The sequence below is a fragment of the Gardnerella greenwoodii 00703Dmash genome, from assembly GCF_000263635.1.
In the GTDB taxonomy this organism is placed as follows: domain Bacteria; phylum Actinomycetota; class Actinomycetes; order Actinomycetales; family Bifidobacteriaceae; genus Bifidobacterium; species Bifidobacterium greenwoodii.
This window is the reverse complement of record NZ_ADEV01000009.1, coordinates 396756-414450: the sequence shown is the minus strand read 5'-3', so window position 1 is coordinate 414450 and position 17695 is coordinate 396756. Positions and strand designations below refer to the sequence as shown.

Below are 17695 nucleotides of genomic sequence, written 5' to 3'. Positions count from 1 at the left end.
CTTTTTTGCCGCTTACCATATTTTTTAAATAACCTCAGCCTATGGAGTAGACTGGTATGGTTACACATATGTATGTTGTTGTTGGATAACTTTCGTACTAATAGCACATGGTGCAGAAGGAGTCTTGTATGGCTGGTAAGGCAGCGCCTAAGGAACCATGGTGGCAGACAATGCTTCTGTTTGTGCCAAGACTTTTAGGCAAAGCAGTTCGCTCACTTTTTGGGGTAGGTGAATACGATGAAGCTTACCGCAGAGATGGCTTATGCTTTGTTATGCTAATTCTTGCCGTACTATTCTGCGCTTCTGAATGGTTTCATGTAAGTGGTTTTATTGGCGTTGGGCTGCATATTTTAGCTTCGGGTGCTCTCGGCGTTATGAGCGTTGTGCTTCCTGTGTGGCTAAGTATTATTGCTTTTCGCTTAATGCGAAATAGTGGCGCAAAATCTGGGAATCATCGAGTTGTTTTTGGTTTTATTATTCTTCTGTGCTCTATATGCTCGATTCTCGATATTTCTCTTGCGTCTAAAAGTCACGCTTTTGATTTTGAATCAGTTAGAAAAGCGGGTGGATTGCTAGGTTTTGCTTTAGGCTCTCCACTGTCTTGGGGTTTTTCTCGCATATTTGCTCTCATAATTTTTGTAATCATCTCTATTTTTGCAGTTTTAATGATTGCTCGTCTTCACGTAAGCGATATTGCAAATTGTGTTGCGTCAATCTTCTCAAAGAAAAACAAGAAAAACGCGCAGGATGAGGATTCTTTAGACGAGTCAGACGAGTCAGACGAATCAGACGATGCGAATGAATCAATTAAATCAGGTAAAACTAAAGATTCATATGAAGATAAGCCTTTGGAATTTGCTGAAGGTGTGCCAACTCACGACGGAAAATCTTCTAAAAAAGAAAGCGCTAATTTAGGCGCAGCTTACTTGCTTAAATTGTGGAAATCACTATTTAATCGCAAAAATAAAGAAAAAGACAATACTTTGCTCGACGAATATGCTGGAGATGACGCATTTTTGCATGCTGCAGCTGTTAATGCAGAAACAAGTGAAAATCTTGAGCGTGTTAAACCTCAGCGCGTTAGAACAGTAAGCAATCTTGAAGGCTACAGCGAGAATTATATTCCTGTAGATGCTAAAGATTCTTCAGATTCTTCGCAATCAAACAATAATGAATCGGGCCATAATCCTAGAAGCGCTTCTTCTTCGCCAATACTAACTTCTGCAGAAACCTTGCCTAAAGCTCCTATGAGCGCTTCTGTTGATTCTGCTAAGGATCCGTGGTCTAGTATTCCGGCGGAGCAAATGGATCAATATAGAAAAGATCAAGAAAACGAAGATAATTTAGCCGACGAAAGCGCTAAAAATAATCTAAACTCCTCGGAAGATTCCGCTTTACAACCGTACAGGCTTCCTGATTTGAACATTCTTGCTCATGGAAAGCCTCATGCTGCTAGAACCCAAGCAAACGACAATGTTATTCGCGCTCTAACTTCCACTTTTGAACAGTTTGACGTCGATGCTCGCGTAATCGGTTTTCTTAGAGGACCTTCTGTTACGCAGTACGAGGTTGAGCTTGGTCCTGGCGTTAAGGTTGAAAAAGTTACGAATTTGCAAAAAAATATTGCATACGCTGTAGCTAGTACGGATGTGCGTATTTTGTCTCCAATTCCAGGAAAGTCTGCTATTGGTATTGAAATTCCAAACGTAGACCGCGAAATTGTGCATTTGGGAGATGTTTTGCGCTCGCAAAAAGCCATGAATGACCCTAATCCTATGCTTACAGGCGTTGGAAAAGATGTTGAAGGTCATTTCGTAACGGCAGCTCTAGATAAAATGCCACATTTGCTTGTTGCTGGTGCTACTGGTTCTGGTAAGTCGAGTTTTATTAACTCAATGCTTACTTCGATTATTATGCGTGCAACTCCTGAGCAAGTTCGCATGATTATGGTTGATCCTAAGCGAGTGGAGCTTTCCGCGTACGCTGGCATTCCGCATTTGCTTACGCCGATTATTACGGATCCTAAGAAGGCAGCTCAAGCTCTTGAGTGGGTTGTTAAAGAGATGGATGCTCGCTACGACGACTTGCAATTCTTCGGTTTCCGCCATGTTAAAGATTTCAACAAGGCTGTTCGTGAAGGCAAAGTTCATGCACCGGCTGGATCTGAGCGAAAAGTTGCTCCATACCCGTATTTGCTTGTGGTTGTGGACGAGATGGCTGATTTAATGATGGTTGCTAAGAACGATGTTGAAAGTTCTATTCAGCGCATTACTCAGCTTGCTCGAGCTGCAGGCGTGCATTTGGTTCTTGCTACTCAGCGTCCGTCCGTTGACGTTGTAACCGGCTTAATTAAGGCGAATATTCCTTCCCGCTTAGCTTTTGCTACTTCGTCTGCCACTGATTCCAGGGTTATTCTCGATACTGTTGGTGCGGAAACTTTGATTGGTCAAGGTGACGCTTTGTTCCTTCCAATGGGTGCTGCAAAACCTCAGCGTGTGCAGGGTTCATGGGTGAGTGAGTCGGAGATTCGTAAAGCTGTGGAATACGTGCGCACTCAGCGCAAGCCAAAGTATCGTGAAGATATTGAGCAAATGGCTCAAAAAGCGGATGCTCAAGCTCAAAACAAGCTTAAAACAAGCGATATTGGAGACGATATGGACGAGTTGCTTCAGGCTGCTGAGCTTGTTGTTGGTTCTCAGTTTGGCTCTACTTCAATGCTTCAGCGTAAGCTGCGTGTTGGTTTTGCTAAGGCTGGGCGACTTATGGATTTGCTGGAATCTCGCGGCGTTGTGGGGCCTTCTGAAGGTTCTAAAGCTCGCGAAGTTTTGGTTCAGCCGGAAGATTTGCCAAAAGTTTTGGCATTTATTCGTGGCGAGTCTGACTCGTTGTAAAATAGTGTTATTGTGTTGCACAACTATGTTGGGTGGCGCGCTAGAAGTTTTTAGTTTGCGATAAGATAAAGGTATGCGTATGAAGAAGAATGCTAAGTCTTCGTTTTTTGAAGGCTGGAATTGTGCTCCAAATATCGTAACTTATGTGCGTATTGCGTTGGCAATTGTTTTTATTGTTTTATATTTGCTCGCAGGTGAGTGGGGTCATAACTCCGTGCCAATGCGTTGGGCGGCGTTTGCTGTGTTTGTTATTGCGGCGGTTACGGATAAGCTTGATGGTTGGTTAGCTCGTAAATATAATCAGGTTACCAAATTAGGTAAGTTGCTTGATCCAATTGCAGACAAAGTGTTAATTTTGGCAGCTCTTGTGATTGCTTCCGTTTTTGAAGAAGTTATTTGGTGGATCACAATCCTGTTCTTAATTCGTGAAATCAGCATAACAATTGTTCGTTTCTGCGTTATTGGCCGAAACGGTAGGGTTATTGCCGCTTCTTCTGCAGGAAAGTACAAGACTTTAACTCAGGTTATTGGCCTTGCAATGATTATTGCTCCTATGGCCGCTATTTTTAATACTCAAGTTACGCCTCCATGGTGGCTTACACTTTACTATTCTGTAGCTTTTGCTTTGCTCGGTATTTCTTTGGGCTTTGCTTTCTACTCTGCAGTGCTGTACGTGTACAGTGCTTTCTTTGAGAAGGATTCTGTTGATGATTCTCAAGCAGATAAGCAAGTTAATGAAGCTCCATTGCCACCGTTGCAATGAATAATTCTTCTCCTGTGTCTCTCAAAAACCTAGCTGAGCGTATATTATCTAATAGCGTTCAGCTAGGTTTTCATATTGCTGCTGCAGAATCTTTAACAGGCGGTTTACTTGCAGACGCTTTTGTTTCGGTTCCGGGAGCTTCTCGAGTATTTTGCGGCTCTGCTGTGACCTACGATATTCACGCTAAAGCTAAAATTTTAGGCGTTGACGCTCATCTTTTGCAAACCGAAGGTGCGGTTTTTAAGGATGTTGCTATGCAGATGGCAGTGGGGGCGTCTTTAATATATCGCGGTAGTGGCTGGAAGTATGAAGAGGATTCTTCAAAAGAATCTTCAAAAGAATCTTCAAAAGAATCTTCAAAAGAATCTTCGGAAGAATCTAACTTCCCAATAATTGGGCTTTCAACAACCGGAGTTGCAGGTCCTGGTCCGGACGGCAATAAGCCTGCTGGATTGGTTTATGTTGGCGTTTTGCTTCCAGAATCTTTTAATTTGCGAGATTTGATTTTGCAAAAAGCTAGTGAGCTTCTTGATTTGGATTGTGTTAGCAATATGTGGGATTACACTTCTAAAAAAGATGTTGTTCTTGTTTTTGAACTTAATTTAGAAGGTAGTCGTGAGCAAGTGCGTAAATCTACGGTACATAATTTGCTTAAAATCTTAGATTATTTACTTTCTGTATTCGAGTAATATTTGAACTTTTGGCTGATTTACAAGCAAGACACGCAGTATCGAACAAATGTTCGTATTTGTAGTATACTTGAGATTGTTGAGATGATTGCAGCGCGCTCAAGCGTCATGGTGAATATTTAGCTTTAGCTTTTATCCACATTGCTCAAAAGCGCTTGCAGTGGCATCGCGTGTCGAACTAATGTCGTTCGATACATAACGGCATGCGAAAGGAGTAGCAAACATGGCGCAAACAGCAAAAGGTAAAAGCACTGTTGATCGTCTTATTGATGCAGATAAGGCAGATCCTCGTCGTCAAGCCGCGCTGGAAACTGCATTAGCTAATGTTGAAAGGCAATACGGAAAAGGTTCTGCAATGCGCTTAGGTGACAGGCCTATGCAAGATGTAGAAGTGATCCCTACAGGTTCAATCGCTTTGGATACCGCTTTGGGTATTGGCGGTGTTCCTCGTGGACGTATTGTTGAAGTTTACGGTCCAGAATCCTCTGGTAAAACAACTCTTGCATTGCATATTGTTGCTAATGCTCAAAAAAACGGTGGCGTAGCGGCATTTATTGATGCAGAGCACGCTTTGGATCCTGTGTACGCTAGAAAACTCGGTGTAGACACTGATGCGCTTATTGTTTCTCAGCCAGACAACGGTGAGCAGGCGTTGGAAATTGCGGATATGCTTATTCGTTCTGGTGCTTTGGATGTGATTGTTGTTGATTCTGTGGCAGCTTTAGTTCCTAAGGCTGAAATTGATGGAGATATGGGAGATAGTCACGTTGGTTTGCAGGCTCGCTTAATGAGCCAGGCTCTTCGTAAAATGACTGGTGCTCTTTCTCAAGCTGGAACTACCGCTATTTTTATTAATCAGCTTCGTGAAAAAATTGGCGTATTCTTCGGTAATCCTGAAACAACTACTGGTGGTAAGGCTTTGAAATTCTACGCGTCTGTGCGTATGGATATTCGTAGAGTTTCCACTATTAAAGAGGGCGAAGAAGCTATTGGTAATCGCACCAAAGTTAAGATTGTTAAAAATAAGATGGCTCCGCCATTTAAAACTGCTGAGTTTGATGTTTTATACGGTGAAGGTATTTCCACAGAAGGTTCTGTTATTGACATGGGCTTGCAGGCTGATGTTATTAAGAAATCCGGTTCGTGGTTTACTTACGAAGGTGAGCAACTCGGTCAGGGTCGCGAAAACGTTCGTAAATTCCTGAAAGATAATCCAGCTATTACTGAAGAAATTAGCGAAAAGATTAAAGCAGCATTAGGTTTAATGCATCCAGACGATCAATTTGCTGAGGATTCAGAATTGGATCGTGCAGATGAAGCTTCTAATGCTAAAAGTTCTACTGCAAAATCTTCAGCAGAAAAGTAATAGAAGATTAGCGTATAAAGCGAATTGATATGGTGATTAGTGTAGCGAGTTTTCTTCGCAATCATCCAGTAACGCTTACTAAAGAAGACGACGAAAGCAATGACGTCACTCTTAATACTCGTAGGCGCACATCGCGTAAATCATCACGTTTAAGCGCAAAAACTAATACAAACAACATGCCGTATGTAAAATGCGCTAACAAGTGTGATTTAAACGATGAATCTTTCGCAAGTGACGAGCTTCGCGTGAGTAACAAGCCTTGTGAAGGTGATGAAGATGATTGTAGGGAAGCAGCTTTAAGACTTTTAGATTATGCTCCTCGCTCTGTAGCAGATATGCGTCAGCGTCTTAAAGAAAAAGGCTACTGTGAAGTTGTTGTTGATTCGGTTATTGATCGTTTAATTGAATTGCATCTTCTTGATGACAATCAATACGCTCAAATGGTAATTCGCTCTTGCGTAGCGCGGCTTCTTGGTGCTAGAGCTACACGCATGGAATTGCATCGTAAGAATGTTGATCCTGATGCTATTTCGAAATGCGTGGAGTTAGCTCAAAATTCGGGAGTATTTACTGAAGCAGCTTGGGAGCTTGGCCGAAAAACTGCTCAGCGTACGAAAAATCTTGAGCCTTTAGTTAGGAGGCGCAGATTTTTTGCAGCTGCCGCTAGAAAAGGGCATGATTTAAGCGTTATTAACGAAGTATATGCCGCTTTGTTTGTAAGTGATAACGAGTAATAAAAGAGGCTGGTTTCTAATAAGCCAGCCTCTTTTTATTTACTTTTTACTCTTTTTACTTTTTACTCTTTACTGTTTTATTTTTTCTTTGCCTAAATAACGTTCATTTAGCGAAATTATTCGCCTGAGTTTGAACATAGCTAGGCATTTGTGAAATATCAATAACATCAGTAAAACGTGGAGTCTTATTTTCAAGTTCTCTAAGCATGCTTGGAGCTTTCGTTCCTGTTGCTTCGCTAAGAGCATCCATGCATTGGAAATCATCCATATTTTGCACATTCTTAAGCCCTAAAGCTTCAGCCACTACGCGCGGGAACTTATAAGGGCTTGCAGTGCTTAAAAGCACGCGCGGAACGCTTTCGTCATGCGGAATATGCTGCATAACAAAGTATCCGCAAGCAGTATGCGGGTCAATAACATACTTGTACTTGTTCCAGCAGTCAGAAATAGCTTCGCGAATCTGATCCTCATTGGCCCAGCCGCAGCCAAAAATAGCTCGTATTTTTGCAAGCACGTTTTCTGGAATCTCAAAAGCGCCCCACTGAGCTAAATCATTCATAAGCATTTGTATTAAACGCGTGTCTTTATTGCACATGTAATAAAGCATGCGTTCCAAATTAGAGGAAACCAAAATATCCATTGAAGGAGCAACAGTGTGATGGAATGGGCGCTGACGGTTATAAGTGCCGCTTACCAAAAAATCAAACAAAACATTATTACTATTGCTTGCAACAATAAGATGTTTTACAGGAAGACCAAGCATTTTTGCGTAATATCCAGCAAGAATATCGCCAAAATTGCCGGTTGGTACGCAAAACTCAACTTCGTCGCCAAGTTTTATAACTTCGCGCTCAACAAGTTGCTTATAAGCCGCAAAATAGTATACGACTTGCGGCACGAGTCGTCCAACATTTATTGAATTAGCAGAAGACAATTCGGTATTTGCATCTTCTTCAATATTTTTATTAAGCTCACTATTGGTGAAAATCTGTTTTACGCCAGTTTGAGCATCGTCAAAATTGCCTCGAACTGCGCAAACTCGCACGTTTTTACCAGCTTGAGTTGTCATTTGCAATTCTTGAACGCGGCTAACTTTTCCTTCTGGGTAAAAAGTGACCATAGAAGTGCCTGGAACATCAGCAAAACCAGCCAAAGCCGCTTTTCCAGTATCTCCAGAAGTTGCGGTTAAAATCATAACATTCTTGTTATTGTTTGATTCAGATTTTTCGGTTTTGTTTTGGCTGCGGCTCATAAGCTGTGGAAGCATTTGTAAAGCCACGTCTTTAAAAGCGCAAGTAGGGCCGTGGAAAAGTTCCATAACAAAATCGCTAGTATTTCCAAGCTGACGAATTGGCGTAATGTCGCAATTAGACCATTGCTCTGCGTATGCAAGCTTTACGCAATCAGAAAGCTCTTCTTGAGAATAATCAGGAAGCAAAATTTGCAAAATATCTTGAGCTATTTCCTGGTAGGATTTTCCTTGCAATTTAGAAATATCGTAACGCGTGCTGCCAAGAGTGTCGGCTACAAATAATCCGCCGTCTTCGGCAATACCTTTTCGTATTGCCTGCTTAGCCGTGCAAGTTGGAGTAGTTGCGCGCGTGCTATGAAAAATAGCTGTATCTTCTGCCATAATGTCTCCGTAACCGAATAATCATATGGAATATTTGTGCAAATTATGCATCATCTTATAAAAATATGCTACCTGAAGCGCTGGGCGAACGGGCGTGTGCTAATCTCATATTTATGACAACTCTTGATTCTAAACAGGAAAATAAAGCCAATAATCTACAAGGGGGAACGTTGAGCGTTGACGATTTAGTTAATGGGCGCGCGGATTTAGCAAGGCTTGCTTGGCGAGATTTTTCCAAAACGGATACTAGAACAAAAAATGAGCTTCTTGAAAAAATGGCGGACGCTTTGGATTTAGCAGCTTTAAATATTGCCGCCGCTAATGAAAAAGATCTTAAAGAAGCTGAAGCTAAAGGAATGGATGCTGGAAAGCTAGACAGGCTTAAATTTGACGAAGAGCGTGTGAAAAATTCTGCTCAAAGCGTAAGAAAAATTGCGCAATTGCAAGATCCTGTAGGAGAAGTTGTTCGCGGATACACTCTTCCTAATGGCATTAAACTTTCGCAAGTTCGCGTGCCAATTGGTGTTATGGGAATGATTTATGAGGCTCGCCCAAATGTCACTATTGACGTTGCAGCTTTGTGCTTAAAGTCTGGTAATGCTGCAATTTTGCGAGGCGGAAGTGCGGCTCAAAATACGAATCAAAAAAGCATTGAGATTATTGGAAATGTGCTTAAAAAAGCCGGTTTTAGTGCAGATTTAATTCAGTCGGTTGACGATTTAGGTAGGTCTGGGGCCACAGCAATGATGCATGCGCACGGACATATTGATGTTCTAGTTCCGCGCGGTAGTGCGAATCTTATTGCTACGGTTGTTAAAGAGTCTACAGTTCCGGTTATTGAAACTGGTGCTGGCAACGTGCATATTTACGTAGATAAAAGCGCTGATATTAAAAAAGCTATACCGATTGTTATTAACGCAAAAACTCAGCGCGTAGGCGTATGTAATGCGGCAGAAAAATTATTGGTAAATCGCAATATTGCGCAGGAATTTTTACCGCAAGTTGGCGCTGCTTTAGCTGAGCATAATGTTATTTTGCATGCTGACGATAAATCTTACGAAATTCTGCAGAATGCTAATATTGCTGGTTTACAGATTGAGCACGCAACTTGCGAAGATTGGAAGCGCGAGTATTTGTCTCTAAATATGGGCGTAAAAATTGTGGACGATGCTTTTGACGCTGCAAATCATATAGCGAAGTATTCTACGGGGCATACGGAAACAATTATTGCTGAAGATTACGAAACTATTCAAAGTTTTATTGCGAATGTTGATTCTGCAGTGGTGATGGTGAATGCTTCAACGCGCTTTACGGATGGCGGAGAGTTTGGTTTTGGAGCTGAACTTGGAATATCGACGCAAAAATTGCACGCAAGAGGCCCTATGGGATTGCGCGAGATGACAACAACCAAGTGGATTGGCTACGGCAGCGGTCAGATACGCGAGTAGTACTGGCTTTAATAGTTACGTGGCGGTAAGGTAAGAGTATGCCTAATGATATGCCTAAGAATGATGTGAATATGACTCCGGCTGAAGCGCTTAATATTGCGGCTGAGCGTTTGTCAATTGTGCGCTATGTGTTTTTGGTGCAAATTGAGGATGGTATTGCCTCCGCGCAACAGCGTTCCTCGCTTGAATATGCGGATGCGGTGCTTATGGGATGGCCGGATGCTGACGCAAATGACGTAACACTTCCTGAAGATGATGCGTTTTCTAGCGTTCTTGAGCATATGGGTCGAATGGAAAAGAACATTCGTGAATTTAGTGCTTTAGAGCGCAATAATGATGTTGATGCAATGACATCAATGCTTGTTAAAATCACTGAATCTGTGGCAAAAATTCGCGGCGCGTATCAGCCTGATTTCCCTCTTCCAACTTTTGCTGAAATTCAGCGCGTTGTTAAGGACGAGTGGGATGAGGAGATGGGAAATATTAACCCAGATAGTGCTAATGATGCTTCTGGAGTAGTTAGTGAAACTGAGGCTGAAGATAAGGAATCTGAAGCGAATGAGTCCTGAAAATAACGCAGATGCGCAGCGGCGAATGTCTGACCTGTTTCAAGGTTCTTTTACCGGCAAAGAAGCTGCTCCTCCTGCAGTAGCAACTTCTATGCGAAAGCGCACTTCTGCACGCGGTAACGTTCATGAGCGTCAGCGTATTGGCATTATGGGTGGAACTTTTGATCCTATTCATAACGGCCACTTGGTTGCGGCTTCTGAAGTTGCGTGGGTTTATGATTTGGACGAGGTTATTTTCGTTCCAACTGGTAGGCCTGTTTTTAAGCTTGATAAAAAAGTTACGAATGCTGAGGACCGTTATTTAATGACGGTTATTGCAACGGCTTCTAATCCTAAGTTTACTGTTTCCAGAGTCGATATTGACCGTCCGGGAGTTACTTACACTATTGATACTTTGAAAGATATTCACGCGCAGCATCCGGATGCGGAGCTTTTCTTCATTACTGGAGCGGACGCTGTGGCGGAAATTATGCAGTGGAAGAATGCGCGCGAAATGTGGAATTTGGCGCGATTCGTGGCTGTTACTCGCCCGGGGTATTCTAGGCCGGAAAAGTTGGAGTCTAATCTGCCGTTTATTACTAGGCAGCTAAATGTGAACAGTGCTGGAAATGTTGCAAATTATGACGATATTGTTCACTGTGATTCTGAACATTTGCCGGTTGATATTTTGGAAATTCCAGCATTGTCGATTTCTTCTACGGATGTTCGCCGTCGCGCTGAGCATGGTGAGCCAGTATGGTATTTGGTTCCAGATGGAGTAGTGCAGTATATTGTTAAGCACGGCTTGTATAGGTCGTGACTATTTACTTTTTCGGCTTGTCGCTGCAAGTCTGCGCAAAAAGTTAGTATTGATTATGTTCATTTCGCGAACTAAAGCGAACTAACGTTTGGAGATATGGTGAGCATCGTCCTTGAAGGAAAGCCAGATAAAAACCTCGTTCTTGTTACCGGTCGCGCCCATCCAAAGCTTGCGCGTGATGTAGCAGATCAGCTTGGCATTGATGTACTGGAAACAACGGCTTACGATTTTGCTAATGGCGAAATGTATGTTCGTTACACGCAGTCGGTGCGCGGTACGGATGTGTTCGTATTGCAAAGTCACAGCGACCCTGTCAACAAGTCCATTATGGAACAGTTGATTATGATTGACGCTTTGAAGCGCGCTTCTGCTCGTTCGATTACTGCAGTTTGCCCACTTCTTGGCTATTCTCGTCAGGATAAGAAGCATCGCGGTCGTGAGCCTATTTCTTGCCGTTTGATGTTTGATTTGCTTAAAACTGCTGGCGCTGACCGCATTATGAGCGTTGATTTGCACGCAGCTCAGTCTCAGGGATTCTTCGATGGCCCGGTTGACCACTTGATTGCTATGCCTGTTTTGGTTGATTATGTGCGCGATCGTTTCCGTGATGATCTTGCAAACGTAACTGTTGTGTCTCCTGATGCTGGTCGTATTCGCGTTGCTGAACAGTGGGCGCAGCGTTTGGGCGGCGGTCCTTTGGCTTTTGTGCATAAGACTCGCGATATTACTTGCCCGAATAAGACTGTTGCAAACCGCGTAGTTGGTGACGTTGCTGGTCGCGATTGCGTGATGGTTGACGACTTGATTGATACTGCTGGCACTATTGCTGGAGCTTGCAACGTTTTGAAGGAAGCTGGAGCTAAGTCGGTTACTGTTGTTGCAACTCACGGCGTGCTTTCCGGCCCTGCTGTTGAACGTTTGAAGTCTTGCGGCGCTCGCGAAGTTGTTTTGACTGATACTGTGCCAATTCCGGAAGAAAAGCGTTGGGATGGTTTAACTGTTCTTTCTATTGCTCCTCTTCTTGCAAGCGCAATTAAAGCAGTGTTTGAAGATGGTTCGGTTGCAAAGCTTTTCGATACTTACCCGGAGCATCACGGTCAAGGCTTCTTATTTGCGTAAACGCTGATTTTACTTTTCGCCACGCCAAATTTGACGAAGTCAATTCGTGTGGCATAATAGTGACTTGGCGGTTTTTCCGCCGTTCCCTCATGGTGTAATGGCAGCACACGGGTCTTTGGAACCCTTTGTCTTGGTTCGAATCCAGGTGAGGGAGCTTATACAGGCGCTACTTGTTTTGCAAGTAGCGTTTTTGTTTTGGATAGACGTTAAGACGTAATAGAATTGAATCAGTAAGAATATTATTTGATACAACATAAGGAGCATGCGTGGAAAAGCATGATGTTGCCGCGGCAATTATTTTAGCGGCGGGTGAGGGTACGCGTATGCGTTCAGCAACTCCGAAAGTACTTCATAACTTTGCTGGAAAAACATTCCTAAATCGTGTTATGAGCGCAATTGCTGGCGTAAATCCAAATAAGTTGGCTGTAGTAGTGCATGCTCAGGCTGATTTAGTAACTGAAGCTGCTCTTAGCTATAACAGCAATGCTTTAATCGTAAATCAAGACGAAAAGCCGGGAACTGGAAGAGCTGTTCAATGCGCTATTCGAGATCTTAATAACGTTTCAAAACGCGAAAATGGCGAAACGTTAAAAGGTGCTGTGTTAATCGCAGCAAGTGACATGCCTCTTTTGGACACTCAAACTCTTCAATCTTTAGTAGATTTTCACAATAATCATGGCAATGTTGCAACTGTTCTTACAGCAGTATTAGATGATGCTACTGGCTACGGCCGTATTGTGCGCGAAGCAAACGGCGATGTTTTGCGAATCGTAGAGCATAAGGATGCTAATGCTGGAGAGCTTGAAATTAAAGAAGTGAACACTTCCGTATACGTGTTTGATGCAGATGTGCTAAGTGATGCGATTGCAAATCTTAATTCTCAGAATGCTCAAGGCGAGTTTTATTTAACGGATGCTTTGGAACATGCTCGAAAGTTTGGTCATGTGGGAGCAATGTCTGCTCCTGACCCACTTAGCGTAGAGGGTGTTAATACTCGCGTGCAGTTGTCTGCGCTCGCAAAAGCTTATAATAAGCGCGTGTGTGAGCATTGGATGCTTGAAGGCGTAACTATTCTTGATCCGGATACTACTTGGATTGAAGATGATGTTACTCTCGCTCAAGATGTGACTGTTCTTCCTGGCTGCTTCCTTCAAGGTCATACTAATGTTTTAAGCGGCGCTGTTGTTGGCCCTTACACAACTCTTATTGATGCGCAAGTTGACGAGGATGCTGTAGTTGAGCGTTCGCGCGTGCAAGAATCGCATATTTGCAGGGCTGCTAACATTGGTCCGTGGACGTATTTGCGCGCGGGAAATGTGCTTGGTGAAGAAAGTAAGGCAGGCGCTTTCGTGGAAATGAAGAAGGCGCATATTGGTAACGGCACTAAGGTTCCGCATTTAAGCTATATTGGCGATGCCAACTTGGGTGAGCATACGAATATTGGTGGTGGCACGATTACTGCAAACTATGATGGCGTGCATAAGAATCATACGAGTATTGGTTCTGGTGTTCACGTTGGTGCAGGTAATCTTTTTGTTGCTCCAGTAAATGTGTCTGATGGTGTAACTACGGGTGCTGGCTCTGTTGTGCGTCACGATGTTCCAGCTGATTCTATGGTGTATTCGGAAAATACTCAGCACGTAATTGAAGGCTGGAAGCCTAGCTGGGAGCGCTAAATTATTTATAAAACGGCTTTAAAAGGCGGTAGGTTATGGTTGATTTTGTTGAAAACGCAACTAAGTCTCACAGTGTGAATGTAAATAGTAATCATGAAGGACTTGCGCGTTCTGTTATGCTGGTTCGTCACGGCCAGACGCCTTATAATGCGCAATTCCGTCTTCAAGGCATGATTGATATTGCTTTGGATGAGTCGGGAATGGATCAGGTGACTCGCTCTGGCAAGGCTTTGCGCGTGCTTTTTGGCGCTTCTGATTTGGAAGATCCAAAAGATCCGAATAGTCAGGAGCATGTGCGTATTACGCCGGAAGAAGCAGACGCGAGTTTTGTGGCGATTGTTTCGCCGCTTATTCGTGCGCAGCAAACAGCTCACGCTTTTGCGGATAAGCTTGGTCTTCATGTGCACGTTGAAAATGGCGTGCGCGAGCGCTTCTTTGGCGAGTGGGAGGGCTTGAACCGCCAGCAGATTAGCGAAAAATGGCCGGAAGATTTTAACGCTTGGGTAAAAGGCGAAGGCGGCGAGCTTCGCCACGGTGCAGAAACTAAGCAGGAAGTTGGCGAGCGCGCTGCTGCAACTGTTGAACAGTGGGCGCGCAAAACCGGTTCCGACCGCGATTTGCTAGTGTTTTCGCACGGCTCTTGCCTTTCTCAAACTGTTCATAAGCTTCTTGGATTAGACAAGGTGGATCCTTCTTATAAGACGATTGGTGGAATGGGAAACGGCCGCTGGGCGCGTTTAATTCCAAGTCTTAACGCGGATGGTTCGATTCGTTGGCGTTTGGATGCTTATGATCAAGGTCCTGCAGCTGACCCTACGAGCCAGCGCCTTATTCGCATTTGGGGAGCAGCTTAAGTGGCATAATCTCTCCTTTTTACCGCTTATATTTCGAAAACTACCGTTTAGCGATTTTGTAAAGACAGACTATTTACAGTGCCGTATAGTCAAAATTACAAAACAAAAAGCTAGAAATGCTAAGAAAAGTTAGAAAAATCTAGCAAACGCTAACGGTAGTATACGGAAGGGAGGCTTTATGAAAGTAACGATTGCTATTGTGCCGCCAGAAGAAGAGCAGCAAGCTCAATTGTCAGTTCACAATATTGACGATAATCTTAAACGCATTATAGCCAATTTGCAAAGCGTTGATTCTAAAAATGCAGAAGCAAGCAACGCCGAAAATAATACTGATAATGCCGAAAATAATACTGCGAATGCGGCAAATAGCAACAATAATTCATTCATATATGGTTATATTAACGATTCGATTATTGTTATGCATGAGCCAGATGTGATTATGATTTGCGTAGAAAATTCGCGCGTAATCATTCACAGTGATAAAGGCGAATGCGTGTCTTACAAGCGCCTAATGGATTTCGACAATCCGCAATTCGCGTCGTTTGTGCGCATATCTAAATCTGCAATCGTGAACTTGAATCGCATTGTTCGAGTCGATCCAGGATTCGGCGGAAGTATGAGCGTAAAAATGGACGACGGAAGCGTTGAGTGGATTAGTCGCCGCTGCTTAGCTGGGTTCAAAAAGCGCTTGGGAATGTAGTTTTAAGCGTATTTTTTAATACTAATTTTTAATACTTAAAAAGGAAACGATTATTATGGAAAAGCAAGTTACAACTTTTGGCAAAACAATGGTAAAAAACATTGTTAATGGCATTGGCATAGCGTGCACTATTTTTACTGCAATCAGTTTTGTGTCTAGCTTGTTAGCGCATAGCGCGGTTGGAAACAGAATTGCATCTTATGCTGTGGCGTCGTTTGTTATTGGCATAGGCTATGGAGTATTCGCTATTTTCTGGTCGAATGAGCGTATGTCAAATCTTGCAAAATTCGTTTTTGCACTAGTTCCACCAATTGCTATTCAATTTATTGTGTCTGTGATTGTTGGATGGATTTCATTCAAAGATGAGCCAGCTGTGATTTGCGGATGGATTGCGTTCACTGTTATTTTCCCGATTGCTATTGCTGGAATAATCTATTACTTCGAGAAGAAGAAAGCGGAAGAAATGAACTCTAGATTGCGCGAATTGCGTAAAGAAAGCAAGTAAATTAGTTGCAACTAAATAATCAAATAAAAGTAATCAAATAAAAAATTGAGTGGTGTTCATCTTCGCCTTTGAGGACGAACGCCACTCGATATTGTATGCCGCTTGCTTGAAACGTACTAATTCGGCGTTTTGCGCAAGCTATAAATTAATCTTTTGCGATTGTTTTGCCGGCAGTAGCGCCAGAAGTCAAATCCTGAATTTCAGTGATTTCCATAACTGGAACTGCAGCCGGCTTCTTTGTGCCTTTTTCTTCGGCCACGCGAACTTGCTCTTCGTAAATCGCGTCGTCAGTGTGAAGAGTTACGGTTCCGCGGAAGCGATAGCCCTTCTTTTCTGCCAAATTAGCAAAAGCAACTACTAGCTGGCTGCCGTCTTGCAAATTCTTAAAATGCTGGCCGGCAGTGCGCTCGTGGTAGGCCAAGTGATTGTCGTCAAGAACGAACATAGACATTTTTGGTCCTAAATCAAGCTCGCCATCTTTGCTTACTGTTGCAATCCAAGCCAAATTATTCGCAATAAATTCCTTCATATCGGCGTTAAGAGTTGCCATAATATTTCCTTTCGTTATTGATAAAATTGCGCGCGTCTGTGGTGTGCAATTAAACAAGTCATTACTTTTACATTACGCTGTTTTAGAAGAGTATACGAGTGTGTGCTGCAAAAAATTACGCAGTTGTGATATAAATCACCGAATTTTATAAAAGTTATTTAAGCGAAAGATATAAAGCAAAATAGTTAAGTATGCCGGTTTTATGAAGTGCATATCGGAAATTTTCCGAAAGAACGCCGAAAAGTTGTACTTTTCACGATTTTATGGCTAATCTGTGTATTTTATAAACTAAATTCACTAAATAAAAGAAAATTTTAAGGAAGCGATTTTAAGGAAGTAACTTTTATGAAGCGGCTTTAAGAAAGCAACTTTTATTAGTGGATCAACTTTTATAGTTGAAGGGGAGGCGTTATGAAAGCTAATGGTGAAGCAGCTAAAACAATAGTTGATAAATCTGGCATGCCTAAAGGGAAGAGTGTTCATATTTCTCAACTAATGTTGTTGGTTTGCGCTGCTATTTGGGGTGGCAGTTATGTCTCTTCAAAGTATGCTCTTGAAGTTTTTCCGGTTCAATGGCTTATGGGAGTGCGCATGGTTGGTGCGTGCGCGATTATGTTTGTAATTTTTTTCGGCACTCTTCGTAAAACTTTTACAAAAAAATTGATTATTCCTTCGCTAATAACCGGAGTTACATACTACGCAACTTTAGTTTTGCAAACTGAAGGATTGCAAACAATTGATCCGGGTCGTAGCGCTTTTCTTACTGCAGCCTACTGCGTGATTACACCATTTTCAGCTTGGCTAATTGTTAAGAAAAAGCCTACGATACTAGGTTTGATTGCTGCGGTAGTTTGCGTTGCTGGCGTTGGTTTTGTGGCTTTAAAGCCAGGAATGTTTGCTCTTACGCTTTCTTATGGCGATATTCTGACTCTTGTATGCGCTGCAGTTTTTGCTTTTAATCTTACGTTCCTTGCGTATTATTCAAGAAAATACAATCCTGTAACCTTAACTTTTGGCCAATTTGTTGTTTCAGGAGTTCTGTTCTTAGCTGGAGCGCTAATTTATGAGCCTTTGCCTAATTTCAACGGTGCGGATCATCTTTCTATTTTTGCAAACATGTTCTACTTAACTGTTGTGGTAACTGTTGTGGCACAAATTATGCAAAACTATAGTTTGGTTAATCTTTCTACAGCAAACGCATCGGTTATTATGTGCACTGAAAGCTTATTTACTCTGCTATTTTCTACGCTGCTTTACCATGAGCATGTGTCAAATATGGCATTTGTGGGATTTGCCTTAATATTTGCAGCCATTATTATTGCAAGTTTGGGCGAACATTATGGCAGCAAAGAAAGAACTAAGTAGATTCATAAAAATAGCTATCCAACTCATGTCTTGA

At 42.6% G+C, this 17695-nt stretch carries 16 protein-coding genes and 1 tRNA gene; 15 read left to right on the top strand and 2 right to left on the bottom strand.

Annotation, left to right across the window (positions count from 1 at the left end):
• The first annotated feature begins 107 nt into the window (after positions 1–107).
• The 5 genes from NG78_RS00655 to NG78_RS00675 all read left to right on the top strand — a co-directional run bounded on the left by NG78_RS00655 (position 108) and on the right by NG78_RS00675 (position 6443).
• On the top strand, positions 108–2891 hold the full coding sequence (locus NG78_RS00655) for an FtsK/SpoIIIE family DNA translocase (protein WP_410314412.1): 2784 nt from the start codon (positions 108–110) through the stop codon (positions 2889–2891).
• Between the two features lie 79 nt (positions 2892–2970).
• Positions 2971–3654 (top strand): CDP-diacylglycerol--glycerol-3-phosphate 3-phosphatidyltransferase, encoded by a 684-nt coding sequence (pgsA, locus tag NG78_RS00660; RefSeq protein ID WP_004135331.1) that lies wholly within the window; start codon positions 2971–2973, stop codon positions 3652–3654.
• Positions 3651–4343 (top strand): CinA family protein, encoded by a 693-nt coding sequence (locus NG78_RS00665; protein WP_004135330.1) that lies wholly within the window; start codon positions 3651–3653, stop codon positions 4341–4343. Before pgsA ends, NG78_RS00665 begins: the two co-directional genes overlap by 4 nt.
• A gap of 223 nt (positions 4344–4566) precedes the next feature.
• Positions 4567–5709, top strand: coding sequence for a recombinase RecA (gene recA / locus NG78_RS00670; RefSeq protein WP_004135329.1), 1143 nt, complete (start codon positions 4567–4569; stop codon positions 5707–5709).
• A 29-nt stretch (positions 5710–5738) separates the two neighbouring features.
• Positions 5739–6443 (top strand): regulatory protein RecX, encoded by a 705-nt coding sequence (locus tag NG78_RS00675; protein ID WP_004135328.1) that lies wholly within the window; start codon positions 5739–5741, stop codon positions 6441–6443.
• A gap of 103 nt (positions 6444–6546) precedes the next feature.
• Here the strand turns inward: NG78_RS00675 and thrC are convergent, their stop codons facing one another.
• Entirely contained in the window at positions 6547–8076 is a 1530-nt protein-coding gene (gene thrC / locus NG78_RS00680; protein WP_004135326.1) for a threonine synthase, read from the bottom strand.
• Positions 8077–8189: 113 nt separating this feature from the next.
• On the opposite strand from thrC, the gene NG78_RS00685 reads away from it, so the two are divergent.
• The 9 genes from NG78_RS00685 (at position 8190) to NG78_RS00725 (ending at position 15746) form a co-directional block, all read left to right on the top strand.
• Positions 8190–9524 (top strand): glutamate-5-semialdehyde dehydrogenase, encoded by a 1335-nt coding sequence (locus tag NG78_RS00685; RefSeq protein ID WP_004135324.1) that lies wholly within the window; start codon positions 8190–8192, stop codon positions 9522–9524.
• 38 nt (positions 9525–9562) lie between these two features.
• Positions 9563–10093 carry a hypothetical protein gene (locus NG78_RS00690; RefSeq protein WP_004135322.1) on the top strand — a complete coding sequence of 177 codons (531 nt, stop codon included), beginning with the start codon at positions 9563–9565 and terminating at the stop codon, positions 10091–10093.
• A 25-nt stretch (positions 10094–10118) separates the two neighbouring features.
• Positions 10119–10892 (top strand): nicotinate-nucleotide adenylyltransferase, encoded by a 774-nt coding sequence (gene nadD / locus NG78_RS00695; protein ID WP_413422831.1) that lies wholly within the window; start codon positions 10119–10121, stop codon positions 10890–10892.
• Between the two features lie 96 nt (positions 10893–10988).
• Positions 10989–12011, top strand: a complete 1023-nt coding sequence (locus NG78_RS00700; protein ID WP_032837849.1) for a ribose-phosphate diphosphokinase — start codon at positions 10989–10991, stop codon at positions 12009–12011.
• A gap of 83 nt (positions 12012–12094) precedes the next feature.
• Positions 12095–12165: transfer RNA gene (locus NG78_RS00705), tRNA-Gln, on the top strand.
• 112 nt (positions 12166–12277) lie between these two features.
• A complete protein-coding gene (gene glmU / locus NG78_RS00710; RefSeq protein WP_004135317.1) occupies positions 12278–13687 on the top strand; it encodes a bifunctional UDP-N-acetylglucosamine diphosphorylase/glucosamine-1-phosphate N-acetyltransferase GlmU in 1410 nt (469 codons plus the stop codon).
• 35 nt (positions 13688–13722) lie between these two features.
• The gene (locus NG78_RS00715) at positions 13723–14541 is read left to right on the top strand and encodes a histidine phosphatase family protein (protein WP_004135315.1); all 819 of its coding nucleotides are present in this window, start codon (positions 13723–13725) and stop codon (positions 14539–14541) included.
• Between the two features lie 178 nt (positions 14542–14719).
• Positions 14720–15241, top strand: coding sequence for a LytTR family DNA-binding domain-containing protein (locus NG78_RS00720; protein WP_004135313.1), 522 nt, complete (start codon positions 14720–14722; stop codon positions 15239–15241).
• Positions 15242–15296: 55 nt separating this feature from the next.
• Positions 15297–15746, top strand: a complete 450-nt coding sequence (locus tag NG78_RS00725; RefSeq protein ID WP_004135312.1) for a DUF3021 family protein — start codon at positions 15297–15299, stop codon at positions 15744–15746.
• 145 nt (positions 15747–15891) lie between these two features.
• On the opposite strand, the gene NG78_RS00730 is transcribed toward NG78_RS00725, so the two are convergent.
• Positions 15892–16296, bottom strand: a complete 405-nt coding sequence (locus tag NG78_RS00730) for a pyridoxamine 5'-phosphate oxidase family protein (RefSeq protein WP_004135309.1) — start codon at positions 16294–16296, stop codon at positions 15892–15894.
• Between the two features lie 459 nt (positions 16297–16755).
• Here NG78_RS00730 and NG78_RS00735 point away from each other — a divergent pair, with 459 nt between their 5' ends.
• Positions 16756–17661 (top strand): DMT family transporter, encoded by a 906-nt coding sequence (locus tag NG78_RS00735; RefSeq protein WP_196218481.1) that lies wholly within the window; start codon positions 16756–16758, stop codon positions 17659–17661.
• Positions 17662–17695 lie beyond the last annotated feature (34 nt).